Genomic DNA, 26,600 nt, shown 5'->3' on the forward strand with positions numbered 1-26,600 from the left:
GAAGACGGCCCGCTCAGCGACCGCTTGTCACCCGCCAGATCGTGCCATTGCCATCCTCCGAGATCAGCAGCGCTCCATCCTTCGCCACCGCGACGCCCACCGGCCGGCCCCACACTTCCGTGTCGTTCATTACGAACCCCGTGACGAAATCCTCGTACTCCCCCGTCGGCTTGCCGTCCTTCATCCGGATGCGGATCAGCTTGTAGCCGGTGCGCTTCGAGCGGTTCCAGGAGCCGTGCTCGGCGGCGAAGGCATCGCCCTGGTATTCGGATGGAAACTGCGTGCCCTGGTAGAAGGTCATGCCGAGCGACGCCGAGTGCGGCTGCACCAGCACATCAGGCACCGTCACCTTGTCCTTGAGGTCCGGCCGCGCGCCGGCATGGCGCGGGTCTTCATTGCCACCGATGTAGAACCACGGCCAGCCATAGAACGCGCCCTCCTTCACGCTGGTCACGTAATCGGGCACGAGATCGTCGCCGAGACCGTCGCGCTCGTTGGTCGAGCACCAGGGCAGCCCGGTCTGCGGCTGCATCGCGAGGCCGACGCAATTGCGGATGCCGGTGGCGTAGATCTTCCGCTCCTTGCCATCCGGGTTGAAGGCCAGAACGGTGGCGCGTTCGGTCTCGCTCGCCCAGGCCGCGCCAAGCGGCTGCGCCTTCGACCAGGCTTCCAGACCGCCCGGCGGCGTGCCCATGCCTTCTGCGACGTTGCTGAGCGAGCCGACGGAGATCAGCATGCGCTTGTTGTCCGGCGTAAAGACGATGTCGCGGGTGGAATGGCCGCCGTCATGCGGCAGGCTTGCGACGATCGTCTCGGCCTTGCCGCGGGCGTGCAGATCGCCGGCCTGATAAGGAAAGCGGACGACGCTGTCGGTGTTGGCGACATAGACCCATTGCGGATTGTTGCCGTTCGGGAAGAAGGCGATGCCGAAAGGTTGCCTCAGTCCGCTGGCGAAGACTTCATCGGTCGCAACTTTGCCGTCCCCGCCCGCGCGAAGCACACGGATGCTGCCGGCGCGCGTTTCCGCGACGAAGACATCGCCGTTCGGTGCAACGCGCACGATGCGCGGCGCGCGCAGCCCTTCGGCGAACAGCTCGATCTTGAAACCTACCGGCACCTGGAGCGCGGCCTGCGGCGGACGCGGCACCACGCGCGAGGAGCTCGCGACCGACCGCGTGGCGCCGGGCCTGATGAGATCCTCCGGCCGGATCAACCTGACGGTGCCGGGCTTGTCGGTCTGCCAATCGCCATAGGCGTCCTTGCCTTGCAGCACCGGCTCGGCCTGCGCAAATGTCGCAGCCTCCATCAGCAATCCCACGGCTATCAGCACGGACGAAATCCTGCTTTTCACGTCGTCTTCCTCCCGTCCTGCACGTCTCAAGCGTCAACGTCGATTGACCACAAACGTTCTACAACAGGCAAAATGCCTGCCGAATCCCACGTCAGCTCATGCCCGCACGATGTGCATGGGCCGCGGCCCATCGTACTGGAAAATACGGCTGATCGGTGCGACAGATTGCAAGGGCACGGCCGCCGGTTGCGGTCATCAAGGCTGCGGCATCGGTGCCGCATTGATGGGGTGATCATGTGGGGATCCATCATATCGGAATGGGCGAGCCTGCTGCTCCGCTGGCTGCACGTGGTGGCGGCGATCGCCTGGATCGGCAGTTCCTTCTATTTCATCGCCCTCGACCTCAGCCTGAAGCCGAAGTCCGACCTGCCTGATGGCGTGCAGGGGGAGGCCTGGCAGGTCCATGGCGGCGGCTTCTACCGGATCATGAAATATCTGGTCGCGCCCACCCAGATGCCGGACGAACTGACCTGGTTCAAATGGGAGGCCTACACCACCTGGCTGTCCGGCTTCGCGCTGATGGTGGTGGTCTACTATCTCGAGGCCGATCTGTTCCTGGTCGATAAGTCGATCCTCGACCTCACGCCATTCCAGGCCGGGCTGTTCAGCTTCTGCAGCCTCGCGCTGGCGTGGTTGCTCTACGAGGCCGCATGTCGCACCGGGCTCGCGCAGCGCGAGCTGCCCTTTGCCATCGGCGGCTATCTGTTCCTGGTCGCGTTGACCTACGCCTTCACCCATGTGCTGAGCGGTCGCGGCGCCTTCAACCAGATCGCAGCGATCATCGGCACCATTATGGTCGCCAACGTCTTCGCGGTGATCATCCCGAACCAGAAGAAGATCGTGGCGGCCCTGATCGCGGGACGGGCACCCGATCCGAAACTCGGCAAGACCAGCAAGGAGCGCTCGGTCCACAACAACTACTTGACGCTCCCCGTCGTCGTGCTGATGATCAGCAACCATTATCCCCTGCTCTACGCCACCCGATTCAACTGGATCATCGTCGCGATCATCCTGGCGCTCGGCCCTGTGATCCGCCACTTCTTCAACGAGCGCCATGCCGGGCGCAAATCGCCGTGGTGGGTGTGGGGCGTCGCCTCGGCCGGCGCGCTCGCGATCCTTTTCCTTTCCGCCGCCGGCCCGCGCGAGGTGAAGACAGGCGCGCTGTCGGCGCCGGTCACGGCCGCCAATGTCGAGGACATCGTAATGTCCCGCTGCAGCATGTGCCACGCGACCGAGCCGGTGTGGGCCGGCATCGTGACCGCGCCGAAGGGCATTCTGCTCGATGCCCCCGAACATATCCATCGCAACATCCGCCTGATCGGCCGCGTCGCGGCCTGGTCGACCGCCATGCCACCCGGCAACATCACCGAGATGACCAGCGAGGAGCGCGCCATCCTCGCCGCCTATATCGAGCAGGCGCGCTGACGCCTTGACGCGACGATGCTGAGTTTCGCGGAATGAAATCCGCATCTCCCGCCGATTTGAAAATGACTTGACCGCCTATCCGGCGTAGACAGGGGCAGCGTCCGCCAACGCGGGCCAAGTCAGTCTCTACAAGTCAGTTTGCATCCGGGGAAATCACAGTGGCCCTCAAGAACATCATCGGTATCGACCACGCCGTGGTCATGGTTCAGGACCTCGACAAGGCCGCCGAGAATTATCGCCAGCTCGGCTTCACCATCTCGCCGCGCGGCGCCCACAGCGCGCATATGGGCACCGGCAACTACACCATCATGTTCGACCCCGACTATATGGAGCTGCTCGGCGTGCTGGCTGCGACCGAGCACAATGCGCCGGCGCGCGCCTTCCTCGACAAGCGCGGCGAAGGCATCGAGCGCATCGCCTTCACCGCGGTGGATTCCGCTGCCGGCGCCGAAGAGATTCGCGCGCGCGGCCTGATACCGATCGGCCCAACCGATTTCGAACGTCCCGTCACGCTGCCTGACGGCACGGTGTCGGCAGCCAAGTTCCGCACCTTCATGTGGCCGACCGCGGAGGCGCCCGGCGGCGTGCGCATCTTCGCCTGCCAGCACAAGACCCGCGACACCGTGTGGATCCCGGAGCTGATGACGCACGCCAATGCGGCGAAGCGGATCAGGCAGGCGCTGATCGCAACGCCGGAGCCTGCGAACGAAGCCGCCCATCTCGGCCGGCTGATCGACCGCGAGCCGAAGAACGAGGCCGACGGCGCGGTCACGGTGCCCTCCGGCGGCGACCGTGCCGACTTCGTCTATCTGACGCTGGATCAGCTCGGCAAACGCTATCCCGGCGTTCCGCTCGCAGGCCTCTCCGAGCGCGGCGGCGCGGCGCTGGTGCTGGTGAGCGGCGATCTCGCCGCGACCGAAAAGGCGCTGGGCTCGGCTGCCGTGCGCAGCGGCGCAGCGATCTGCGTGCCGCCGGCCAAGGCCAACGGCACCCTGCTCGCCTTCGTTGCCGGCTGATTCTAACTAATTCTTTAACGTGTGTTTACCCGGCGGCCCTAGGATTCCCGGCAATCCTAGCCGTCCGGGATCAAGCACATGTTCAAAGAGGGATCTCCGATCGCCTATGACGCGCCGGCCGAACTGAAGAAGTGGCCGTCGCTGAAGGGCGAGAGACAGAAGGACCGGGGTCCGCCCTATCTCGTCTACAACGGCACGCTCGCCGACTGCGTGCGCGAGCTCATGGACAAGCCAATCAAGGGCATCTCGCTCTACGACATCATGACGAGACCGCAGCCGGCTTTCGAGCAGACCGTGCTGTCGCCCGGCGATGCCGCCGAGATCGCGATGCGCAAGGATTTCCCCAAGGCGTAAGCGCCGTCCGCCTGTCGTGACGGCGCTGCCGACCTACTCCGCCTTGATGTTCGCGGCCGTCACCACCTCGGCAAGCTCCCTGGTCTCCTTTGCGATCTTGGCGGCGTACTCGGCTGGGCTGAGCACGCTCACGACGCCTTGCGTCTCCAGCCGCTCCTGCATCGTCGGGTCCTTGGCGGCGGCGACGATCTCTCGATGCAACGTCTCCAAGATCGGCGCTGGCGTCGCCTTCGGCATGAAGAAGCCGACCCAGAACGACAGGTCGAAGCCGGGATAACCGGCCTCCGCGACGGTCGGCACGTCAGGCAGCGACGGCAGCCGCTCGGCGGAGGACACCGCGAGCGCGCGCAGCTTGCCGGCCTTCACCAGCGGCACGGCGGAGAGCGGATCGAACACCGCCAGCGCCTCCTGCGCGAGGATGCCGACCTCGGATGCGGCCCCACCGCGATAGGGCACGTGGATCAGCTTGATACCGGCCTTCTGGCTGAGCAGCTCCATGGCGAGATGGGCGAGGTTGCCGTTGCCGCCGGAGCCGTAGGCGAGCTCGCCCGGCCTGGCCTTGGCCGCGGCAACCAGATCGGCCACGGTCTTGATGTCGGCGGTCTTGGGATTCTCGGGGTTGACCACGAGGACCAGCGGCGCCGACACGACGGTGGTCAGCGGCGCGAAATCACTTATCGGATCGTAGCGGGCCTCCTTGAACAACGTCTTGTTGAGCGTGATGGTGGACGAGTTGCAGGCGAGGATGGTGTAGCCGTCCGCATCCGCACGCGCCACGCCCTCAGCCGCGATCATGCCGTTGGCGCCGGCGCGGTTCTCGACCACGAAGGGCTGCCCGAGCTTGTTGCTCAAGCGGTCGGCGACGATACGCGCGACGACATCGACCGGACCGCCCGCGCTGAAGCCGACCATGATCTTCACCGGCCGCGTCGGATATTTTTGCGCCAAGGCCTCGGTCGACGGCGCACAAGCGCATAATCCTGCGATGACTGCCAGCAGGCGGACCGTTCGTTGCATTGGTTCTCTCCCCAGACCTCCGCGCCGCCCGTGCTTGTTGTTATGCGGCGCGTTCGCCGATCATGAATAGCGACCGCGCCGATTTTGGCAATCGCATTTCCGGCTGCGGAGTGGCCGGCATTCCGTCGCGCGGCACGCGAGCGCCGGTATCCAGACAAAGCGCGAAAACAACCCCATGCACAGTAGCCGAGGCCAGTCGAAACAATGAGTTGCGCGGCAGCGACTTCGTGTATCCCGAAAATCCATTGACACGTCGGGCAAAACAGGAGCAGAATGGCATCATCGCGACAATCGCCGGTGTGGATGCCGTCCCGGTCAAGGGGCCTCGACCCGGCTGCGCGCGTCAGCCCCTCACCGACATCCGAAAAATCGCAACCGCTGCGGCAGCAGGCGCACGATTGGCTTCGCTCGCCGCGAGGCTTCGCGCGCCTGCGCCGGCAAAGGACACATCGCATGACGACATTACCGACACATGGCGACACGGCCATCACCACAGCAGATCGCGCGACTCTTGTCGCAAGCCCAAAGGTCAAGCTCCGCCGCAGGCGCATCGTGATCGAGCATCCGGATCCGCGAGCCGGCGAACTGCTGCTGGCCGAGGCTTTGGGCGCGGTCGACCGCGACGCGCTGCATGGACTGCTGAGCCAGTTGACGAAAGCCAGCGCAGTTGCGCGGAAGCCGGACCAGGGCAATCTCGCCTTCATGGTCTCGACGCTGAAGAGCATCGCGCCGAAGGACTCGCTCGAGTCCATGCTGGCGGCGCAGATGGTGAGCATCCACGTCGCGGCGATGCGCTGCGCCTGTCGCCTCGCCTGCACCGACGACGTGCAGCAGCAGGAGAGCCTCACGCGCGCACAGACCAGGCTGGCCCGCACCTTCGCAGCCCAGATGGAAGCCCTGAACCGTCATCGCAGCAACGGCGCGTGTGCGATCACGGTGCAGAATTTGTCGGTGCAAGATGGTGGCCGGGCCGTCGTCGGCAATTTCACGCAGCATGCGAGCCTGGTCGCCGCGCAGCCCGGCCTGGCGGATGCGGAGGCCATCACCGCATGAGCCACGCCCGCAACACCGGCCCGATGCAAGCGAGTCCGCGCTGCGGCGCGCGAACACGCAGCAGCGGCCACTGCCGTGCGCCGGCGTTGCTTGGCAAGACGCGCTGCCGCATGCATGGCGGAACAGCGGGATCCGGAGCACCATTCGGAAACCGGAATGCGCTCAAGCACGGCTTCTTCACCAGCGAGGCGGTCGACGAACGGAGGCACATCCATGCGTTGCTGGATCGAGCCGAACGCCTGCTGCTGGAACTGAAGTAGATCGGCGACATGCAGAGGTTGCTGAACGAAATGGAGCCGGGCGACCCCGGCCCCATTCCGAACGGTCACTCCGCTGCAAGGACCTTGGATTTTGCCCGGCCTGTCTCGTCAACGATTTCCAGATCGCCGGCGTCGTGCCGCTTCGGCCCGAACCATTGCGAAACGCGGTCGAGATAGAGATAGACCACCGGCGTGGTGAAGAGCGTCAGGACCTGGCTGACCAGTAGGCCGCCGACCATGGCGTAGCCGAGCGGCTGGCGCAACTCCGAGCCGGTGCCATGGCCGAGCATCAGCGGCACGCCGCCGAGCACGGCTGCCATCGTGGTCATCAGGATGGGACGGAAGCGCAGCAGGCAGGCCCGCCTGATAGCCTCGACCGGCGCCAGGCCCTGGTCCCGCTCCGCCACGATCGCGAAGTCGACCAGCATGATGCCGTTCTTCTTGACGATGCCGATCAGCAAGACGAGGCCGATGAGACCGATCAGGCTGAACTCGATATGAAAGAGCAGCAGCGTCGCCAGCGCGCCGACACCGGCCGACGGCAGGGTCGACAGGATCGTCAGCGGATGAATGTAGCTCTCATAGAGCACGCCGAGAATGAGATAGACCACGATCAGCGCCGCCACGATCAGCAGGGGCACGGAGGACAGCGACTGCTGGAACGCCTGTGCCGTTCCCGCGAAGGTGGAGGTGATGGTCGCCGGCACGTTCATCTGCCGCTCCATCGCGTCGATCGCCTGCGTCGCCTGGCCGAGCGCGACGTTGGGCGCGAGGTTGAAGGAGATCGTGACCGCCGGAAACTGGCCCTGGTGATTGATGGCGAGCGGACGGACCGGCGCCGTGGTCCATTTGGTGAAGGCCGACAGCGGCACCTCACCGCCCGTCGTCGGCGAATGCAAGTAGATCTGCTGCAGCGTGGACGGATTCTTCTGCAGCGAGGGCAGCACCTCGAGCACAACATAGTAGGTGGATAGCTGCGTCGAATAGGTCGCGATTTCCCGCTGGCCGAACGCGTCGTAAAGCGTCGCGTCGATGACGTCGGGGGTGATGCCGAAACGCGCCGCCTGATTGCGGTCAATCGACAGCGTCAGCGTGGTGCCTGATGTTTGCTGGTCGGATGCGACGTCGCGCAGCTCGGGCATCGCCTTCATCTTGTCGAGCAGTTTGGGCGCCCAGGTGTTGAGCTGGTCGATGTCGGTCGACTGCAAGGTGAACTGGAACTGCGTCCGGGAGGCACGGCCGCCGACGCGCACGTCCTGCGCCGATTGGAGGTAGAGTCGCGCGCCCTGAACCTTCGCCGTCTGCACCTGCAAGCGGCGGATGACCTGGTCGGCCGAGGCAGTGCGGTCATCGCGCGGCTTCAACGTGATGTACATCGTGCCGTCGTTGAGCGTATTGCCGCTGCCGCCCATGCGCATGGCGACATGATCGATCGCCGGATCTTGACGGACGATCTCGCCGATCGCCTGCATGTGCCTCGCCATATCCGCGATCGACACGTCCTGCGAGGTCTCGACGATGCCGGTGATCAACCCGGTATCCTGCTGCGGGAAGAAGCCCTTGGGGATGATCACGAACAGATAGACCGTCAGCGCGATCGTGGCGAAGAACACCATCAAGGTGGCGAAGCGGAAGCGCAGCACGAGGTCGAGGCCGCGGGCATAGCCGTTCACGAGGCCCTGGAACATCCGCTCGCTGAGCATGTAGAGCCGGCCATGATGCTCCTCATCGTGCGATTTGAGGAAGCGCGAGGCCATCATCGGCGTCAACGTCAGCGACACGAAGGCGGAGACGACGATCGTCATCGCCAGCGTCACCGCGAATTCGCGGAACAGGCGGCCGATGATGCCGCTCATCAGCAAGAGCGGGATCAGCACCGCGATCAGCGAGACTGAGATCGAGATGATCGTGAAGCCAATTTCACCGGCGCCCTTGATCGCGGCGGCCATCGGTGTCTCGCCTTCCTCGATATAGCGGGTGATGTTCTCCAGCATCACGATGGCATCGTCGACGACGAAGCCGACCGCAATGGTGAGGGCCATCAGCGACAGATTGTCCAGGCTGTAGCCGGCCATCCACATCAGCGCGCAGGCGCCGAGCAAGGCGAGCGGTACCGTGATCGACGGGATGATGGTGGCCCAGACGCTGCGCAGGAAGACGAAGATCACCATCACGACGAGGCCGATGGTCAGCAGCAGCGTGAACTGCACGTCCTTCACCGCCGCACGGATCGTCTGCGTGCGGTCCGACAACACGGAGATCTTGATGGCCGGCGAAATGCCCGCCTGCAGATGCGGCAGCTGCTTCATGACGCTGTCGACGGTGTTGATGACGTTGGCACCGGGCTGCTTGAAGATGACCAGGAACACGCCGGGCTTGCCGTCGACCCAGCCGTACTGGGTGTTGTCCAGCGGCGCGCTCACGGCATGGCCGATGTCGCCGACACGGATCGGGCTGCCGTTGCGATAAGCGATGACGATGTCGTTCCAGGCGTCCGCCTTGGTGAACTGGTCGTTGGCATAGACGGTGTAGGTGCGGGTGTCGCCGTTGAGAGTGCCCTTGGGATTATTGACCGTGATCACCGAGAGCGGCGTGCGCACGTCCTCCAGCGACAGCCCCTTGGCAACCAGCTTGGCGGGATCGATCTGGACACGGATCGAGGGCGCCTGCTGGCCGCCGACGCTGACCTGGCCGACGCCGCTGATGTGGCTGATCGCCTGCGCGAGCTTGGTGTAGGTCTCGTCGGACACCTGCGTCATCGGCAGTGTCGTGGACGTGGCGCCGAGCGTGAGAATGGGCGAGTCGGCCGGATTGACCTTTCTGTAGGTCGGCGGGGTCGGCATGGTCTTGGGCAGTTGCCCGCTCGCGGCGTTGATGGCCGCAAGCACGTCGGATCCCGCACCGTCGATGCTGCGCGACAGGTCGAACTGCAGCACGATCTGGGTCGAACTGGTCTGGCTCTGCGACGTCATCTCGGAGACGCCCGGGATCAACGCGAACTGCGATTCGAGCGGCTGCGCCACCGAGGACGCCATCGTCTCGGGGTCGGCGCCCGGAAGGCTGGCGGAGACCTGGATGGTGGGGAAGTCCACCTCCGGCAACGGCGCCACCGGCAATTGCGGATAGGCGATGATCCCGATGAAGACGATGCCGACCATCAGCAGCGACGTCGCGATGGGAAGGCGAATGAAGGGAGCCGAGATGCCGCCGGCCATGTCAGTCCGCCGGTCCGATTTTGGCTTGGGACGCGCTCGTAGTTGTCGGCGGCGCGGCTGCTGCGACCTGCGGCTTGTCGTCGACAAGCGCGCCGTCGAACAGGCGCGACTGGCCGGCCACAACGATCTTGTCTCCGACGTTCAGACCTTCGGAGACCACGGCATTGGCATCGCCGCTCTGGCTGACCTTGATCGGCTTCGCGCTGACCTTGCCGTTCGCGCCGATCACATAGGCAAACAGACCCGCCGGCCCGTGCTGCACGCCATCCTGCGGCACGACAATGACGTCCTTGCGCGTGTCGATCAGCATCCGCGTGGTGACGGAGAGCCCGGGCCACAGCGCATTGTCCTTGTTGTCGAAGCGCGCTTTCAGGCTGATGGTGCCGGTGGCCTGGCTCACCGAATTGTCCATGATCGCAAGCCGGCCGCGCGACAGCGTTCTGGTTCCGTCCGAGGTCAGCGCCTCCACGGGCACCTCGCCGGAATCATAGGCCTTGTCGATGGCCTGCAATTGCTCTTCCGGTTCGGTGTACTGCACCGCGATCGGCTGCAACTGGGCGATGGTGACGATCCCGGTCGTATCGGCGGCATGGACGATATTGCCGGGGTCAACCAGGCGAAAACCGGTTCGTCCCGAGATCGGCGCCTTGATCGAGGTGTAACCGAGATTGGTCTGCGCGTTGTCGATGGCGGCCTGATCGCCCTTCACCTGTGCGGTCATCTGATCGACCAGCGCCTGCTGGGCATCGAGGTTTTGCTGCGTCTCGAACTGCTGCTTGGCGAGCTTCTGAAATCGCTCCAGGTTCAACTGGTCGTTCTTCAGGTTGGCCTCGTCCTGGGCCTTCTTCGCCACCGCTTGCTCGAGCGCTGCGGTAAAAGGGCGTTGGTCGATCTCCAGAAGCGGATCGCCCTCCTTCACCATCTGGCCCTGCTTGAAGAACACCTTGGTGATTTGCCCGTCGACACGACTCTTGACCGTGACGGTCTTGAACGGTGAGACGACTCCGAGACCGTAGGTGTGTACGGGGAAGTCGGCCTTCTTCACCACGAACGAGGTCACGGGGATTTTTGCCGCAGCCTGGCTGGAAGCACTTTGCGCGGCCGCCTCGACGGGCTTCACGCCGCCGATGAGCTCATACCAGAGACCAAAGGCGACAGCGGCTATCGCAAGGATCCCAAACAGCGCAACGCCAAGCTTCGGTCGCCGTGTCAAATCGATAGCCCTCTAACTGTCTGAGCCTGCTTCAGTGAACTGACTGATTGCAGTGAACTGCCGTCCAGATAGGAAGTATCGCGGACAAGACACGGGGGTCAAAATGACGATTACGTGCGAGAATCTATCATTTTTTTCATGTTCGCTCTCCTACGGATCACGGCAACTCAAATCGAATACGATCGACGCGGGAACGACAGAAACAGGCAGAAACAAGATGAAGAGACGCGAACGACCGCCGCGGCATCACGCCGAATTGCATCGACGATCGGGATTTTGAGGAACGTCCGTCCCAGCGCAGGCCTTATGTTGAAAAATCAACAGCGCTGCTTGATGGGACGAGGCGCAAGATGAAAGCTGATCAATCGAACCACCGGCGAAGCGTCGTACCATTTCGAACGCGATCGAGAGGTCCCATCGTCGATATCGGGTCTGACAACATCCTGCGCATGCTCGACCTCTCGAAGTTCGAACGGGATCGTCCCGTTGCCGGCAACGGCCACCGCATGCGCTCGAACATCGCGGCGATGATTCTGCTCGGGCTTCTCGTCTTTGTTGCGACGGAGGATTTTTCCAGGCTCGAGCAATCGAATTTGTGTTTCGATAAATCAGAGTGCGGCGGCCATTGAATGACGCTCGTCATCGACGACAACATCAACGACGGACCGCAAGACGCAAACCATCGCGCAACGGACCTGTCCTTCCCCATTGGCAGGCCTGCCCCGATCGTGTAACCCGGCCAAAACCCTTGCTGGGACGGAACGCTGATGAGTGCGGTCGCCAATGAAGACGCGGGAGATGGCACCCGCGCGCTGATCTTTGCGCTGGTTGCGCTGGCCTGCGGGCACATGCTGTCGACCTTGCTGCGCACCATCCCGGCACTGAGCCTCGACCTGATGGCGGCGGATTTTAAGCTCGAGCCGCAGGCGCTGGCGAGCCTGACCTCGGTCTACCATTTCGCCTTTGCGGCGTCGCAGATTCCGGTTGGCGCGGCGATGGATCGCTTTGGCGTGCGGCCGGTGTCGCTGAGCCTGCTCGCGGGAACCGTGGTTGGCGCCATCGCGTCGGGCTTTGCGACGGGCCCCGAGAGCTTTGCGATCGGACAATTGCTGCTGGGCATCGCCACCTCGGGCATGCTGATGTGCCCGATGACGCTGGCGGCCAAGCAATTGTCGGCGGCGCGGTTCGGGCTGTGGTCGGGCGCGATCCTTTCGATCGGCAATATCGGCATGCTGCTGTCGTCGAGCCCGCTCGCCTTCGTGGTCGATCATTACGGCTGGCGCGCCGGATTCTGGATCGCCGCGCTCGGTGCCGTCGCTGTCGCGCTCGCGGTGTTCGCGCTGGTGCCGAACCAGCAGGCTGATCACAAGGACGAGTCTTCGCCGCTGTCGCAGATGATCGAGGTGCTCAGGCTCGGCCTGTCACGGCCGCTGCGCGGGCTGATCGCGCTCGCGCTGGTATCGCTTGCGACCTCGCTGGTGCTGCGGGGCCTGTGGGGCGGGCCGTGGCTGATGCAGGTCAAGGGCCTGACGCGCGTCGAGGCCGGCAATTTGCTCGGCGCGTACACGCTGGCGATGATCGCGGGCCCGCTGTGCATGGGCGTGATCGACCGCAAAATCGGCCGCCGCCGCGAGCTGGTGGCCGGCACGCACACGATCGCGGCGCTGCTGGTGGCGCTGCTGGCGCTTGGGGCACCACATTATGCGGTTGCGTGGCTGTTCGGCGTATCCGTCATGCCGCCGCAATACGATCTCGTGCTGTTCGTGCTGATCGGCCTGGCGACCTCGGCGCAGCCGCTGCTGTTCGGCATGTGCCGTCAACTGGTCGACGCGCAGACCGCAGGCAAGGCGCTGGCCGCGGTGAACCTCGCCTTCTTTCTCGGCACCGCACTGATGCAGTCGACCACGGGCGCGGTGGCCGCGTTCGCGGGACTGCCGGCGGTGCTGCTGTTCATGGCTGCGGCGCTCTTCGTCGGGGTGCTGATCTTCCTGGCTTACACGTCGCCGACGCGGGCGATTGGGTCGTCCACCTCGAGCGCTTGAAAGCGCGGCCGATCTGGAACGCAGTGGGGACCCCTGCGTTGGCGTGCAACCGAGGAGCGCCAAATGGCCGAAAAATTCGATCCTGCGCCTGCCGACAAGCACGCTGACCCGGCCCGGAAGGACCGCCGCGTCGACAAGGCCGACGACGCTCTTGAGAAGGGTTTGAAGGACAGCTTTCCGGCATCCGACCCGCCGAGCAGCACTCAGCCCGGTAAGACCCCCTCGGACGGCCGGAATTAAGCCGTCCGCGCGGCGAATGTGAGGGACCGGCAGCTCTACGGGGCTGAGGGAGCGTCGATCAAAAGCGGCATTTGAAAAGTAAAGCGGGTCTCATCGTCCGTCGAGGTCACGTCGATGGTGCCGCCGTGGGCCGAGGCAATCTGCGACACGATGAAGAGCCCCAGACCCAGTCCTTGCTGGTTCCCGGTATCCTGCCCGCGTACATATGGCATGAACAGCTTGTCCAGCGTGGCCGCGGGAATGGCCGGCCCCCGATTGATGACCGAAAGAGAAAAGCTACCATAGGTTTGCGCGCGCACAAATACGGGGGTCTCAGCCGCGCTGTAGCTGATGGCGTTGCCGAGAAGATTCGAAAGCAGGCGGGCAATCCGCTGGCGGTCGGCGAAAACCGGCTTTGTGATGGCAAACTCGGCTTCGATCCGCCGCTGGGGATGCGTGGCGCGCATCTCGTCGACGACCTGCTTGAGCAAGGGCTCCAGGGGCTCCATCGACGGTGCGAACGACATTCTACCCCCGAGGCGACTGCGCGCGAGATCGATGACGTCTTCGATCAGCGAAGACATGCGAATGGTGCTGGTTTCCATCATGGCGATGAGAGACTTCGCCTTTTCGTCGAGCGGCATCCTTGCAAGGAGGCGCGTGCCGGCCGCGATCGCGGCTAGCGGATTGCGCAGGTCATGACCAAGCACCGCCATGAACTGCTCCTGCAATTCTGCGGCCGCCTTGGCGTCCAACAGATTTGCCTCGGCCGTCGCGACCCGTCTTGCGGCATCGAGATGAACGCCAATCAGGTCGGCGAACAGCCGGAACATGCCGATGACGCCGGAATTTTTCAGCTTCGCCGGCTCCGGATCGAGGGCGCAGAGCGTTCCGAAAAAGCTTCCGTCGGCAAGGAAGATCGGCATCGAGATGTAGGACTGAAAACCATACATCGCCGGGGTATGATGATCCGCGTAGCAGGCATCCTGGGCGACGTGATCGATCACAACAGCCTCACGGGCCTGGTGTACCTCGTGACAGATCGTCGTTTCGACCTTGAGCTCGCCGCCGGCGCCGAGGCCGAGCCCGACCTGGTCGTTGACCGCAAGACAGACCCAGCGATCCCCGGTGACGCGAGCCACGGCCGAGAATCCCAGCCCCGTGACTTGAGACACGACCGCGAGAATCGTCGGGACCGCCGCAATGGCTTCGATGGCGTCGATATCGGCTTTGAAGTCGTGGTCCATAAAGCTCCATTGCGCACCAGCCGGGCGCGGTCAATGCCTTAATCGCGCAGGCGAACTCAAATCGGTGCTCATGATTGAATGGCCAAGGAACAAGCATGGTCTTCATCACTTGGGTCCACAGCAGATGGGAGCCCCGGGTTGAAAATACTACTTGTGGAAGACGAGCCGCTGATCCTTCTGGACGTCGAGCTCGGGTTGCAGCAGGCGGATCATACGGTGATCTCGGTCTGCAATGCGGACAGGGCAATCTCCATCTTGCGGGCACAAGCCGTGGACCTGATCCTGACCGACATCGATATGCCGGGTTCCATGGATGGACTCGAGCTGGCGGCTGCGGTGCGCGACGGCTGGCCGCCGGTGAAGATCGTGCTGATGTCGGGAAAGAGACGCCCAGCCGACGACGAGCTGCCGCCACACGCCCGCTTCATCCCCAAGCCGTTCAGCCAATCCCAGCTCCTGCAAACCGTCGGCGTCTGGTAGAGACGGCCTGACCTCGTCGCGGTTCCTGTTGACGACTGCGCTCAGCGGCGGGCGGCCATGCTCTTGAAGCCCCCGGGAGACTTGCACAAGATTGTTCCGCGAAGGATGCTGCGGCGTACCAGCATCCAAGGGACCTGCCATGCCTGTCGACACCAAAGCCGCTACCGACCGCCTCATGCGCTTCCTCGCCGTCGAGGGCGTGACCGGACAGGAGGCGGCGATCGGGCGGGAACTCACCGCCGCGCTGAAGGAGAGCGGCGTGCCGGCCAAGGCGATCCGGCTCGACGACGCCAACACGCGCATTCCCGTGCCGACCGAGACCGGAAACCTCATCGTCGACCTGCCCGGCCGCGGCGCGCTGCATAACCAGCCGCGCATCATGTTCATGACCCACATGGACACCGTGCCGCTCTGCGCCGGCGCCAAGCCCAAGAAGTCCGGCCGCAAGATCGTCAACGAGGCAAAGACCGCGCTCGGCGGCGACAACCGCTGCGGCTGCGGCGTGCTGGTGACGCTGGCCGCCGAACTCGAAAAGCAGAAGCTCGACCATCCGCCGATCACGCTGCTGTTCTGCGTGCGCGAGGAGAGCGGGCTCTACGGCGCGCGCCACGTCAAGCTCGACGAGCTCGGCTCGCCGGTGATGGCGTTCAACTATGACGGCGGCGCGGCCTCCAACGTCGTGATCGGCGCCGTCGGCGCCGACCGCTGGAGCGTCGAGATCTTCGGCCGCGCCTCACATGCCGGCGTCGCGCCCGAGCGCGGCATCTCCTCGACCATGATCATGTCGCTCGCGCTCGCCGACGTGCAAGCCGGCGGCTGGTTCGGCAAGGTGGTGAAGGGCAAGGGCGCGAGCGCGCGGATGGGCACCAGCAATGTCGGCCCCGTCACCGGCGGCGAAGGCCGCCCGGCCGGCGATGCCACCAACGTCGTCACCGATTACGTCCATGTGCGCGGCGAGAGCCGCAGCCACGACGGAAAGTTCTTCAAGGAGATCACCAAGGCCTACAAGGCCGCGTTCGAGAAGGCCGCCAAGAAAGTAACCAACGCGCAAGGCAAGTCCGGCAAGGTCAAGTTCAAGGCCGAGACCGACTATTTTCCGTTCCGCATGAAGGACAGCCAGCCCGTCATCAAGCGCGCGGTCGAGGCCGTGTCCGCGGTCGGCGGCACGCCGAACGTGCGCACGGCCAATGGCGGCCTCGACGCCAACTGGATGGTCCGCCACGGCATTCCGACCGTGACCTTCGGTGCCGGCCAGAACGAGGCGCACACGATCGACGAGTGGATCAATCTCGACGAATACGACCGCGCCTGCGCGCTGGCCGTGCAGCTGGCGACGATGCGGTGAGCTGCGTTGCGCTGCTCGCGGTTGCCGAGCAGCGCCCGTCGGCCTAGCCTCTTGAAAAAGACAGGGAGGCCCCATGGCACGCATCGCGACAATCGAGTCCGGACTCTACCGGATCCCCCTCCCCATCACGCTGTCGGACTCCACGCATGGCGAGATCGCGGCGTTTGAGCTGATCACCTGCCGCGTGCGCGACGCGGATGGTGCGGAAGGCGTCGGCTACACTTACACCGTGGGACGCAATGGCGGCGCGACCGCTGATATCCTCAGGCGCGAGATTCCGCCCTTGGCGGAAGGCCGCGAGGCCGACGACACCGAGGCGATCTGGCATCACGTCTGGTGGGGCCTGCACTATGGCGGCCGCGGCGGGCCGGCGGTGCTGGCGCTGTCCGCGCTCGACATCGCGCTGTGGGACCTGAAGGCACAGCGCGCCAAGCTGCCGCTGTTCCGCGTGCTCGGCGGCTTCGACGCCCGCGTGCCGTGTTATGCCGGCGGCATCGACCTCGATCTCTCGGTCGAGGCGCTGCTGGCGCAGACCGACGGCAATCTCGCCAAGGGCTTTCGCGCCATCAAGATGAAGGTCGGTCGGCCCGATCTAGCCTCCGACGTGGCCCGCGTGCGAGCCATGCGACAGCATCTCGGCGACGGCTTTCCGCTGATGGCGGACGCCAACATGAAGTGGACCGTGGAGGAAGCCATCCGCGCCGCCCGCGCGTTCGTGCCTTACGACCTCACCTGGCTGGAGGAGCCGATCATCCCGGACGACGTCGCGGGCCACACCCGCATCATGCAGGCCGGCGGCGTGCCGATCGCGGCCGGCGAAAACCTGCGCTCGCTGTGGGAGTTCAAGAACTACATCGTCGCAGGCGCGGTGTCCTATCCCGAGCCTGACGTCACCAATTGCGGCGGCGTCACCGCCTTCATGAAGATCGCGCGGCTGGCCGAGGCCTTCAACCTGCCAGTCACCAGCCACGGCGCGCACGACATCACCGTGCATCTGCTCGCGGCCTGCCCGAACCGGTCGTATCTGGAGGCCCACGGCTTCGGCCTGGACAAATATATCGAGCATCCGCTGGTGCTCGAGGACGGCAAAGCCGTGGCGCCGGACCGCCCGGGCCACGGCCTCGGCTTCGACTGGAAGGGGCTGGAAAAGCTGGCGCCGTAGGGCTCCGTGATGTTCGGGCTTGTCCCGGGCATCCACGTTCTTTGTACTGCAACGAAAGGCGTGGATGGCCGGGTCAAGCCCGGCCATGACGATGTAGCTGCACGCGAGGCATTCCGAGGCGCTGGGTGCAGCCGGCGAATAATCGGCTATGGTGGCAGCAGCCGTCATCATTCGAAAGACCCGCCTTGACCCCCGAACTGCACGAGAAACTGACCCAGTGGCGCCGGCACCTGCATGCCCATCCGGAACTGGGCCTCCACGAGAAGGCCACTGCCGCCTTCGTGCAGGACAGGCTCGCAGAGCTCGGTATTCCCTTCGAGGCTGACATCGGCGGCCATGGGGTCGTTGCGACGCTGACACGCGGGTCTGCGCAGGGCCGCGTCGGCCTGCGCGCCGACATGGATGCGCTGCCGATCACCGAGGATACCGGGCTTGACTACGCCTCGAAAAATCCCGGCGTGATGCATGCCTGCGGGCATGACGGGCACACCGCCTCGCTGCTCGGCGCGGCCGCGCTGCTGGTCGCCGACACCAGCTGGAGCGGCACCGTCGACTTCATCTTCCAGCCGGCCGAGGAAGGACTTGGCGGCGCGCGCGCGATGGTCGGCGCGGGCCTGTTCGAGCGCTTTCCAATGACGCGGGTGTTCGGCTTCCACAACTGGCCGGGGCTCCCTGCCGGCACCATCGCGGTCCATGACGGCGTCGTCATGGCCTCCGGCGGGCGCGTCAGCATCGCCATCGAAGGCCATGCCGGACATGCCGGCATGCCGCATCTGACCCGCGATCCCGTGATGGCGGCGGGACATCTAATCGTGGCGCTACAATCGATCGTGGCGCGCGGAATCGATCCGCTCGATACCGCCGTGCTCTCGCTCTGCACGCTCGAAGGCGGCAAGGCGCGCAACCAGATCGCAGGACGCGTCGAAATCGGCGGCACGTTGCGGTATCACCGCGACGCAGTGAAGGACATCATGGTGGCGCGGATCGAACAGATCTGCGCCGGCATTGCCACCAGCTTCGACGTCAAGGTCACGCCTGAGATCGTCATGGGCGTCGGCGTAGTGGTCAATACACCTGACGAAGCGGGCCTCGCGCGGCTCGCCGCGGAGAAGGTGCAGGCCGAGGTGCGGCGCGATCTCGCGCCCAGCATGGCCGGCGAGGATTTCGCCTTCTATCTTCAAAAGCGCCCCGGCGCCTTCGTCTGGATCGGCAACGGCGAACTCCGCGACGGCGCCGAACTGCACGGCCCGCGCTACGATTTCAACGACGCCATTTTGCCGGTCGCGTCCGGCTGGATGGCGGAAGTCGCCAGGACGGCGCTGGCGTCGAACTAGGTCAAGCCGGCTTGGCGGGATGGGCGGTTCGCGGGTGGCGATCGTGCAGCAGCCGCGCAAGGGCCTCGCGTTCGCCCGCATGGCCTTTCATCGCCGTCTCGAACAGCGCCTCCTGGATGTCGCGCGGCATGTCGCCCCAGACGTCCATGGCGGCCTGCCCCAACAATTCGGCAAAACGTGCTTCGGCCATGTCGATGCTCCCTGTCCGGCTCCGAGATAGGAACGGCTCCCGCCTGCCGGCGTTCCACTCCCTTTCACCATGAAATATGGAGCCGTCTGAAATGGGACTCTTCACCAAGGACATCAAATCGATGGAAGACCTGCTGATCCATGGTCTGCAGGACATCTATTATGCGGAGCAGCAGATCCTGAAGGCGCTGCCGACGATGATCGACAAGGCCACCAACCGTGACCTCGTGGCCGGCCTCACGAACCATCTCGACGAGACCAACAAGCAGGTCGAACGGCTGCAGAAGGCCTTCGCAAAGCTCGGCAAGGAGCCGAGCGGGACGCAGTGCCCGGCCATCGACGGCATCATCAAGGAAGCCAACGAGACTGCGGGCGAGATCGAGGACAAGGCCGTGCTGGACGCCGCCATCGTCGCCAACGCCCAGGCCGTCGAGCATTACGAGATGTGCCGTTACGGCACGCTGATCGCCTGGGCCGAAGAGCTCGGACACGACGAGATCGTGCGCTTCCTGACCACGAACCTGAACGAAGAGAAGGCTGCCAACACCAAGCTTAACACGGTGGCTTTGCGCAAGGGCGTCAACGCCAAGGCGTCCGCGGCGTAGAAACCCGCAAGACCGGAGCGGCTCCGCAAATAGCGGGGCCGCTTGGCTTGGTCCAATCCGCTCGGCTAGATGATCCCGCGTTGCCAAAGCGCCGCGATCGCAGCCTGGTCGTAGCCGAGCTCGGCCAGCACGAGATCGGTATGCTCGCCGAGCGTCGGCGGGCGACTTGCGATTTCACCCGGCGTTTCCGACAGACGGACCGCGGCGCGGGCGACCGGCGCCGACTTCGGCAAGCCGGGATAATCGACGTCCTGCAGGAAGCCGGCGGCGCGGATGTGGGGATGATCAAGCGCCTGTTGCGGGCTCAGCACGGGCCCCGTCGGTATCATCGCCTTGCCCAGTGCGTCGACGGCCTCCTGCGTGGTGCGATCGGCGCACCAGCGCGCCATGCGCTCGCTGATGACGGGGCCGTTGTTGCCGCGGCTGATGTCGTCGGCAAAGCGTGGATCGTTCAGCCACTGCTCCTCCTCGCCCATCAATTTCGCCCAGCGCTTGAACAGCGGATGACCCGTAACCTGGCACAGCACCCAGCCATCCCTGGTGCGGTAGATGTCGGCCGGCGCCGCGGTCTGGCCGAGATTGCCGGATGGCACGCGGTTGACGTTGATGACGGCCTGCTCGATCAGCGTGGCGTTGGTGAAGGACAGCGCGGTCGCAAGCAGCGCGCCCTCGACGATCTGCCCGCGCCCGGATTTGCCGCGCTCGATCAGCGCGGCGAGCGTTCCGAACGCGCAATGCAGCGCCGTTCCGAAATCGACCCAGTTCACCGCGGCCCGATACGGCGGATCGCCGGCGCCGGTCATGTAGACCGAGCCCGACATCACCTGCCCGACCCCGTCGAAGCCGACCCGGTCGGACCATGGCCCCGGACCGCCGAACGCGGTCGCCGTTGTCAGGATGATGTCCGGCTTGATCGCCTTCAGGGAATCGTAGTCGAGCTTCATCGACTGCAGCGTCTGCGGCGGCAGGTTGGCGACGACGACATCGGCGGTCTTGACCAGCCGGCGCATCACCTCCTGCCCTTCCGGCTTCATCGGATCGAGCGTGATGCACTTCTTGTTGCGGTTGACCTGGAGGAACAGCGCGCCCTCGCCGCCTTCGCCGACCGGCGCCACGAAGCGGTCCTCGCTGCCGTCGCGCTTCTCCACGCGAATGACTTCGGCGCCGAATTCGGCCAGCAAGGTTGCGCAATAGGGCCCGGCGATATAGCGCCCGAAATCGAGGACGCGCACGCCCTCCAGAACTCCTCCCATCGATCCCATCCCTTCCATGTTCTTGCCAGATTACAGGGACTGGCTGCCACGGCAAGCCGGCAACGGACATTGCGCCTGCTCTCGAGATGTGATCGGCGGCCGGTTTCGGCTGGCGGAAATTGTGCTGCTCGGACCCGCACGAGGGATGCGAGCTACCTGGACATTCCTGACAAGACTGGCACGCCCGCGACAAAATCATGATCGCATGCAACAGCGTGACTCCAGTCACGGCGAGCAGCGGACGCGTGCGGCATCCTGTCCACAGTTGCGAGGATGATCCCGCAGCGTCAAGAGAAGGTTCCTCCGGCGGCGCTCAGCTCGGCGAACGTTCCGGTCTCGACGATCTTGCCGGTCCGGGAGTTTTGCTTTCGGCGCACCCCTCGCGGACGACGGTGCGGTGCATCTCACAGCATCTGTCGACACGAAATACTGTTTCTGGGTCGCGAACTGCCTCGACCAGATTCCGAGCGCGCGCTGCGTCGCCCCAGAGACCCGCAGCTTGCCGACGCCCGTCAGCAATTGAAGAACAAATCCGCTGACCTTGCCCTGCTGATTGAAGTGCTTGGTCTCGAAATGCAGCCGGATCAGGTTGGTGCCGACGATCGCAGCCGCCCTGACCGACGTCAGCGCAAGCGCGATCAACGCCAATCTGGGACTGTAGTAGAGCATCAGGCCAAGGCTGAACACGCAGAACAGGCCGGCGATCATCCCGCGCAGCGCGTGGCCCGTCAGGGCACGCCGCGCGGCGTCGATGCCCATGGCGCGGTCGACCAGCTCGCCGGCCGTGAACTCCCGGAAGATCGCGGTCGGCAGCCTGAGCAGACGATCGATCATCGCCGCCTGCAATCGCCAGTCGATCGTCGCTTCCATCCGGAGCATGACGAGGCCTTGCATGACCTGCACACCGGCCACCGACAGTGCCGTCAAACCCAGCGCCAGCGCGCAGAACACGAGCTGGTCGAGCTCCGATCTCGGGATGATCGAGCTGATCAGCAGATTGGTGACGAAGGGTGTCACCAGGGACAAAAGCCCGATCACGGCGACCGCGAGCGCGATGCGCAGGCCGCTGCCGCGCGCGTAGCGCAGCGCGAATTGAAGAAGATCGGAAGACTTGAGGGATCGTGACGGCAGCGGCGGATAGAACATCGCCGCTTCCGGAGCGATCTGCATCGCCACGGAGCGATCGACCCGCCGACGAATTCTCGTCAACGGATCAATCATGACATATCCACGGCCCGGCTCGTAGACCAAGGCGACGGGCTCGCGCTGCTCGCCGAGCCAGCCGACCAGCGGTCCGGCATCGGTTCGCCACCAATCCGACCGGAGCAGCACCTGCCGCAGCCGCAGGCGGGCATCCTGCGCGATCTGGGCAAGGCCGGTGAAATCCTGCCGGGCGCCGTCGATCCGTCCGGAAATCGCAATCGGCGTGCGCATCGCGCTGCCGACGATCTGGCAGGCGCCGGCCAGCCGGTCCGACCGGGATGCATCGTCCGCGTCGTGATCGAAGCGCCGCACGATGATGCCGGACAGGCGATCGAAGGCTTCGATCGATTGCGCGGCCGCGAGCGCGTTCCGGTTGGCCAGACGCTCGCTTTCGTCCAGCCGCTCGCGGGCCAGCCTGCCCTGCACGCATGCGACGAAGCTCTGGTGAAACTGATCGATCGCCGGCCAGATCGCGCCGACCGCCGGTCCTGCGCTGGTGGCGATCGCGGCACACCCCTCCTCGCCCGCCTCGACCCACAGGCCGGACGTCAACGGCAGCGGATGGCTTCCGGCCGCGCAAGCCGTCCCTGCTCCCATCAGCCTGAGCTGACCGCGCTCCACGGTCAGCCAGAGCTGGCCCCGCATCGGACCGCGGCCGCACACGCCTGGCGGCAATGCAGCCTCGCCTTCCGGCAGCTCGGCCATCTGCCACAGCGGCGCCGGTCCCGCAACGAAGCGCGCGAGCCGCTCGATCCAGCGCGTCGCCTGGGCCTCTGATGACAGCTCGGCTCTCCAACGCGCCGACGCGCGCGAGCCGTCGGTTCCGACCGCAATGAAGCTCAAGCCGCCGGCGGACGGCAGATCGGGAACGATGTCTCCGCTCTCGACCCGAAACAGATGATGTCTGCCGCCGTATCCGCCGTCGCCGACATCAACGGCAAAAATGTCAACATGGCCGGCGACAATCTCGAGCACGCAGCCATGGTGATCGAGCAGGATGGGACGGCGGCTATCCAGCGCCAGCTCGATCGGCAATTCCGCCGACGCGACAAGGCTCGCACCCGACACAATGCTTTCGACGTGCCCCGTCATTCCTGCGACACCAGTCGGGCATACTCGCCGCCCAGCGCCAGCAGGGTCTCGTGCGTTCCGCGCTCGGCGACCTTTCCCTGCCGCAACACGACAATCTCGTCGCAATCCCTGATCGTGCTCAGCCGATGCGCGATGATGATGCAGGTGCAGCCGGAGCGGCGCAGATTGTCGTCGATCGCCTTCTCCGTGACCGGATCGAGCGCGGCGGTCGCCTCGTCGAGAACCACGATGGAGGGACGGCCGACGAGCGCGCGGGCGATCTCGATGCGCTGACGCTGCCCGCCGCTGAAATTCGTCCCGCCCTCGTTGACATAAGACTCGTAATTGCCGGCCCTGATGGCGATCTCGTCCTGGATCTCGCCGTCCTTCAGCGCCCGGGTCAGGTCGACATCTGCAACGGTCCGGTCCCACAGCGTGAGATTGTCGCGCACCGTTCCCTCGAACAGGAAGATGTCCTGATCCACATAGGCGATCGAGTTCGCGAGGATTTCGGGCGGGACATCCTGGAGCGGAGCGCCGTCAATCAGGATCTCCCCGGCCCACGGCTTGTTGAGCCCGCAGATCAGGCGGCCCAGCGTCGACTTTCCGCTGCCGGACGCGCCGACCAGCGCCACGCGTGATCCCGGACTGACGGCGATCGAGAGATCGGCGATCAGCGGCGGCTCGAGCAGCGAATAGCCGAACTGCACGTTCCGGAGCTCAATGTGTCCTGCGAGCTTCGCCGGGAAGCGCTGGCCCGATCCATCGTCCTTCGCCGTGTCACCGAGCGGATAGTTGTAGACGTCTTCGAGGCGGTCGAGCGCCCCTCGGATCAATTGAAATCCGCCGGCCTGATTGACGAGCGTCGCGACCGGCTCGGAGAAGCTGGCCATCAGCGACTGGAAGGCGACGAGGCTGCCGAGCGTCAGCGATCCCTCGATGACCCGCAGGCCGCCGAGGATCAGGATCGCCGTCATGGTCACGCCGGAGATCAGGGTCGGGACCATATCGAGCATGATCGAGGACGAGGCCAGGTCACGCTCGGCATTCAGGACCTTGGCCTGGATGCCGGACCATTGCCCGAACGCCTCGTCTTCGAGGCCGCTCGCCTTGATCGTCTCGATCGACCTGACGATGCTGACGACCGCGCCCAGCGACTTGCCGCGCTCCTGCGACAGTCCGCGGCTGAGATCCTCCCGGCGCCGGTGTGAGAGCCGCAGAGACAGGACGTTGAGCAGCGACAGGCCGATGCAGATCGCGGCCAGCCACACATCGTAGATCGCCATCGCGGCGGCAAAGAATACGACGGAGGTGAGATTGAGCACGTTTGCTGCAATTCCGCCCGCGAGCAGCCGCGCGATCTGCTCGTTGGCGGCGACGCGCGTTGCGATGTCACCGGCGTGGCGTTGGGTGAAGAACTCCATCGGCAACGCCATCACCCGCCAGAGAAACCGGCTGATCATCACCACCGAGAGCTTGGTCTGCAGCCTCAGCAGCAGCGATTGCTGCAGCAGCGTCAGGATCGTGCGGATCAGCGCGGTGATGGCCATGCCGACCAGCAGCGGACGCAGCCACCCCGTCAGATGCTGGATCAGGATATCGTCGATGAAGATCTTCGAGAAGCTCGCGGCGACGAGGCCGGGAATGACCATAACGAAGCTGAGCAGGACAAGCAGTCCGACCGCGGCCTTCGAGCCGCGCAGCTCGCGGACCAGCAGGCGCAGCCCACCGGGCTTGCTGCCTTGCGGAACGAAGCCGGCGTCCGGCTCCATGGTGAGCACGACGCCGGTAAAGCTCCTGTCGAGCTCGTCGATGCCGATGCGGCGCCGGCCGAAGGCAGGGTCGTTGATGTAAGCGTGCTTCTCCTCGATCCCGTCGAGGACGACGAAATGGTTGAAGTTCCAGTGGATGATGCACGGCGTCGGCGCCGAGCGCAGCGTCGCGAGCTCCTGCCGGAATCCCTTGGCGGACAGGCCGAAGCGCCGCGCCGCCCTGACGACGTTGCTTGCCTTGCTGCCGTCACGCGAGACGCCGCATTCGACGCGCAGTTGTTCGAGCGGCACCCACCGGCCGTGGAACGCCAGCACCATGGCGAGGCAGGCCGCGCCGCATTCCGCCGCTTCCATCTGCAGAATCGTCGGCGTCTTCGTGATTCCAGAGATCGGTGAAGCCTGACTATCCATCGACCCCGGTCAGCTTCCTGAGAAGGGGGACGACGAGATCCAACGGGCGCCGGTTCCGGGTGGTGATTTCGGCCTGGGCCAGCGTGCCGCTGGTCAGGTGAACCTGCGGCCCCCGTCCGACCGCCCATCGATATCCGCTCACCGTCGACGCATCCTGGTTCAGCGACACGGCGACCGCGTAAGGCGCGCCGTCATGCGAGAACACCTTGACGAGTTGATCGTTGTGGAGCACGGCCGTCATGCCCTGGGGCGTCACCGGAAATTCGGAGACGCTCGAGACGACCCCGATCATCGTGCCGAATTCCTCGCGCTTGACGGTGCTGGGCGCGACGCGCACCTGAAAGCCCGGTTTGACGCTCTTGCCCTGATCCGCGGGGATATAGACCACCGCCTCGAGCTTGGCGCCCTCGTCCTCGATCAGGACCACCGGCGTGCCGACGCCAAGGACCGAGCCGGTCGATGTCTTGATCTCCAGCACGCGTCCTGCAATCGGGCTCAAGACCTGCGAATTACGCCCCAGTGTTCCCGCCAGCGTCTGCATTTCACGGCGGGCATTGTTGGCCGCGAACTCGGCCTGCTGCAATTCGCGCGCGCGCTGGGTTTCGAGATCGGTCTTCTGCGCATGAAGCTTGAGAATTTCGTTCTGCGAATCGGTCCGCCGCTGCTGGGCTTCGGTCAATTCGAGGCGGCGGTCCTCCAGCGTCTTGCGCGTGGTCAGGCCCTTCGCCATCAGCTGCTCGAGGTTCTTCACGTCGATATCGAGCGACTGAACGCGCTGGCCCGTTGCCTCGATCACCTTGTTGAAGGCGGCCTCCAGCTTCTCGAAGTTGGAGGCCTTGACGGCAAGCTCGGCCGCGACCTTCGCGGCCATGTCGTCGTGCTCGCGCTGGCGCTCCTTGTAGGTTTCCGCGGCGTTGCCGTATTTCTGCTCGATCTCGGTTTGCGAGATCTGCGCGATCACCTGCCCGCGCTCGACATGGTCGCCGACCGACACGCCGAGCGACGCAAGCCGTCCTTCCGCGGCGGAGACCGCATCGACGACGCGACCGCTGCCGACCAGGATTCCCTGCCCCGACACACGCGACGGAATCCGGCCGAAGATGCCCCAGACGATCGCCGCGATCAGCGCAGCCGTGACGACGGCGGCGAAGATCCAGTCGGCCGGCCTGGTGATCGCGACGAGATGGTCGAGTTCGTCAGGCGATGCCGCACGCTGCAACGCGCTGGCGCGAAAAATCTGTTCGGCAGCTGTGGTCACAGTTCAATCCCCCATCGCCGTCCGAGAATGCGATTGAGCGATCTGGCCGGCGGCGTTAAGCTTGCGACGAGACCGGATTGAACCTGTCGAGGCAGAAGAGATCGG

24 protein-coding genes are annotated in these 26,600 nt (G+C 65.0%); 13 read left to right on the forward strand and 11 right to left on the reverse strand.

All coding sequences use genetic code 11. The annotated features are described in order from the left end of the window. Nucleotides 1-13: 13 nt before the first annotated feature. On the reverse strand, nt 14-1,351 hold the full coding sequence (locus FNV92_RS26380; protein ID WP_143843918.1) for a PQQ-dependent sugar dehydrogenase: 1,338 nt from the start codon (nt 1,349-1,351) through the stop codon (nt 14-16). Nucleotides 1,352-1,585: 234 nt separating this feature from the next. Between FNV92_RS26380 and FNV92_RS26385 the strand changes: the two genes are divergently transcribed. The 3 genes from FNV92_RS26385 to FNV92_RS26395 all read left to right on the forward strand — a co-directional run bounded on the left by FNV92_RS26385 (nt 1,586) and on the right by FNV92_RS26395 (nt 4,146). Next, the gene (locus tag FNV92_RS26385) at nt 1,586-2,776 is read left to right on the forward strand and encodes a urate hydroxylase PuuD (RefSeq protein ID WP_143843917.1); all 1,191 of its coding nucleotides are present in this window, start codon (nt 1,586-1,588) and stop codon (nt 2,774-2,776) included. Between the two features lie 158 nt (nt 2,777-2,934). Next, a complete protein-coding gene (locus tag FNV92_RS26390; protein ID WP_143843916.1) occupies nt 2,935-3,792 on the forward strand; it encodes a VOC family protein in 858 nt (285 codons plus the stop codon). A 78-nt stretch (nt 3,793-3,870) separates the two neighbouring features. Then, the gene (locus tag FNV92_RS26395) at nt 3,871-4,146 is read left to right on the forward strand and encodes a hypothetical protein (protein ID WP_143843915.1); all 276 of its coding nucleotides are present in this window, start codon (nt 3,871-3,873) and stop codon (nt 4,144-4,146) included. Nucleotides 4,147-4,179: 33 nt separating this feature from the next. Here the strand turns inward: FNV92_RS26395 and FNV92_RS26400 are convergent, their stop codons facing one another. Both FNV92_RS26400 and FNV92_RS26405 read right to left on the reverse strand, forming a co-directional pair. Then, a complete protein-coding gene (locus tag FNV92_RS26400) occupies nt 4,180-5,163 on the reverse strand; it encodes a Bug family tripartite tricarboxylate transporter substrate binding protein (RefSeq protein ID WP_143843914.1) in 984 nt (327 codons plus the stop codon). A 40-nt stretch (nt 5,164-5,203) separates the two neighbouring features. Further along, nucleotides 5,204-5,482 (reverse strand): hypothetical protein, encoded by a 279-nt coding sequence (locus FNV92_RS26405; RefSeq protein ID WP_168213556.1) that lies wholly within the window; start codon nt 5,480-5,482, stop codon nt 5,204-5,206. A 134-nt stretch (nt 5,483-5,616) separates the two neighbouring features. Here FNV92_RS26405 and FNV92_RS26410 point away from each other — a divergent pair, with 134 nt between their 5' ends. Both FNV92_RS26410 and FNV92_RS26415 read left to right on the forward strand, forming a co-directional pair. Next, a complete protein-coding gene (locus tag FNV92_RS26410) occupies nt 5,617-6,216 on the forward strand; it encodes a hypothetical protein (RefSeq protein ID WP_143843913.1) in 600 nt (199 codons plus the stop codon). Further along, entirely contained in the window at nt 6,213-6,476 is a 264-nt protein-coding gene (locus FNV92_RS26415; RefSeq protein ID WP_143843912.1) for an HGGxSTG domain-containing protein, read from the forward strand. Before FNV92_RS26410 ends, FNV92_RS26415 begins: the two co-directional genes overlap by 4 nt. A gap of 65 nt (nt 6,477-6,541) precedes the next feature. Here FNV92_RS26415 and FNV92_RS26420 read toward each other — a convergent pair whose 3' ends face one another. Continuing rightward, nucleotides 6,542-9,691: an efflux RND transporter permease subunit gene (locus FNV92_RS26420; protein WP_143843911.1), complete on the reverse strand. Its 3,150-nt coding sequence runs from the start codon at nt 9,689-9,691 to the stop codon at nt 6,542-6,544. A gap of 1 nt (nt 9,692) precedes the next feature. Further along, nucleotides 9,693-10,904 (reverse strand): efflux RND transporter periplasmic adaptor subunit, encoded by a 1,212-nt coding sequence (locus FNV92_RS26425; RefSeq protein WP_143843910.1) that lies wholly within the window; start codon nt 10,902-10,904, stop codon nt 9,693-9,695. A 350-nt stretch (nt 10,905-11,254) separates the two neighbouring features. Here FNV92_RS26425 and FNV92_RS26430 point away from each other — a divergent pair, with 350 nt between their 5' ends. From FNV92_RS26430 to FNV92_RS26440, 3 genes are all read left to right on the forward strand, one after another. Then, entirely contained in the window at nt 11,255-11,533 is a 279-nt protein-coding gene (locus tag FNV92_RS26430) for a hypothetical protein (RefSeq protein ID WP_334266069.1), read from the forward strand. A gap of 138 nt (nt 11,534-11,671) precedes the next feature. After that, the gene (locus FNV92_RS26435; RefSeq protein WP_143843908.1) at nt 11,672-12,946 is read left to right on the forward strand and encodes an MFS transporter; all 1,275 of its coding nucleotides are present in this window, start codon (nt 11,672-11,674) and stop codon (nt 12,944-12,946) included. A 63-nt stretch (nt 12,947-13,009) separates the two neighbouring features. Next, nucleotides 13,010-13,186 (forward strand): hypothetical protein, encoded by a 177-nt coding sequence (locus FNV92_RS26440; protein WP_015687763.1) that lies wholly within the window; start codon nt 13,010-13,012, stop codon nt 13,184-13,186. A 35-nt stretch (nt 13,187-13,221) separates the two neighbouring features. Here the strand turns inward: FNV92_RS26440 and FNV92_RS26445 are convergent, their stop codons facing one another. After that, nucleotides 13,222-14,412, reverse strand: a complete 1,191-nt coding sequence (locus tag FNV92_RS26445) for a GAF domain-containing sensor histidine kinase (RefSeq protein WP_143843907.1) — start codon at nt 14,410-14,412, stop codon at nt 13,222-13,224. Nucleotides 14,413-14,550: 138 nt separating this feature from the next. On the opposite strand from FNV92_RS26445, the gene FNV92_RS26450 reads away from it, so the two are divergent. From FNV92_RS26450 to FNV92_RS26465, 4 genes are all read left to right on the forward strand, one after another. Next, nucleotides 14,551-14,892, forward strand: coding sequence for a response regulator (locus FNV92_RS26450; protein ID WP_244623639.1), 342 nt, complete (start codon nt 14,551-14,553; stop codon nt 14,890-14,892). A gap of 139 nt (nt 14,893-15,031) precedes the next feature. After that, entirely contained in the window at nt 15,032-16,237 is a 1,206-nt protein-coding gene (locus tag FNV92_RS26455; RefSeq protein WP_015687766.1) for a M20/M25/M40 family metallo-hydrolase, read from the forward strand. Between the two features lie 73 nt (nt 16,238-16,310). Then, nucleotides 16,311-17,399 (forward strand): mandelate racemase/muconate lactonizing enzyme family protein, encoded by a 1,089-nt coding sequence (locus FNV92_RS26460; RefSeq protein WP_143843905.1) that lies wholly within the window; start codon nt 16,311-16,313, stop codon nt 17,397-17,399. Between the two features lie 185 nt (nt 17,400-17,584). After that, nucleotides 17,585-18,733 (forward strand): amidohydrolase, encoded by a 1,149-nt coding sequence (locus tag FNV92_RS26465; RefSeq protein WP_143843903.1) that lies wholly within the window; start codon nt 17,585-17,587, stop codon nt 18,731-18,733. 1 nt (nt 18,734) lies between these two features. On the opposite strand, the gene FNV92_RS26470 is transcribed toward FNV92_RS26465, so the two are convergent. Further along, the gene (locus tag FNV92_RS26470) at nt 18,735-18,923 is read right to left on the reverse strand and encodes a hypothetical protein (RefSeq protein ID WP_143843902.1); all 189 of its coding nucleotides are present in this window, start codon (nt 18,921-18,923) and stop codon (nt 18,735-18,737) included. A gap of 91 nt (nt 18,924-19,014) precedes the next feature. Here FNV92_RS26470 and FNV92_RS26475 point away from each other — a divergent pair, with 91 nt between their 5' ends. After that, a complete protein-coding gene (locus FNV92_RS26475) occupies nt 19,015-19,527 on the forward strand; it encodes a YciE/YciF ferroxidase family protein (RefSeq protein ID WP_143843901.1) in 513 nt (170 codons plus the stop codon). Nucleotides 19,528-19,592: 65 nt separating this feature from the next. Here FNV92_RS26475 and FNV92_RS26480 read toward each other — a convergent pair whose 3' ends face one another. From FNV92_RS26480 to FNV92_RS26495, 4 genes are all read right to left on the reverse strand, one after another. Next, nucleotides 19,593-20,780 (reverse strand): CaiB/BaiF CoA transferase family protein, encoded by a 1,188-nt coding sequence (locus FNV92_RS26480; protein ID WP_143843900.1) that lies wholly within the window; start codon nt 20,778-20,780, stop codon nt 19,593-19,595. Nucleotides 20,781-21,005: 225 nt separating this feature from the next. Next, on the reverse strand, nt 21,006-23,075 hold the full coding sequence (locus tag FNV92_RS26485; RefSeq protein ID WP_244623638.1) for an ABC transporter transmembrane domain-containing protein: 2,070 nt from the start codon (nt 23,073-23,075) through the stop codon (nt 21,006-21,008). After that, nucleotides 23,072-25,237 (reverse strand): NHLP family bacteriocin export ABC transporter peptidase/permease/ATPase subunit, encoded by a 2,166-nt coding sequence (locus FNV92_RS26490; RefSeq protein ID WP_143843899.1) that lies wholly within the window; start codon nt 25,235-25,237, stop codon nt 23,072-23,074. Before FNV92_RS26490 ends, FNV92_RS26485 begins: the two co-directional genes overlap by 4 nt. Next, the gene (locus FNV92_RS26495) at nt 25,230-26,495 is read right to left on the reverse strand and encodes an NHLP bacteriocin system secretion protein (RefSeq protein ID WP_143843898.1); all 1,266 of its coding nucleotides are present in this window, start codon (nt 26,493-26,495) and stop codon (nt 25,230-25,232) included. The genes FNV92_RS26490 and FNV92_RS26495 overlap by 8 nt, the downstream gene beginning before the upstream one ends. Between the last annotated feature and the right edge of the window lie 105 nt (nt 26,496-26,600).

It is taken from the genome of Bradyrhizobium cosmicum (genome assembly GCF_007290395.2).
In the GTDB taxonomy this organism is placed as follows: Bacteria; Pseudomonadota; Alphaproteobacteria; order Rhizobiales; family Xanthobacteraceae; genus Bradyrhizobium; species Bradyrhizobium cosmicum.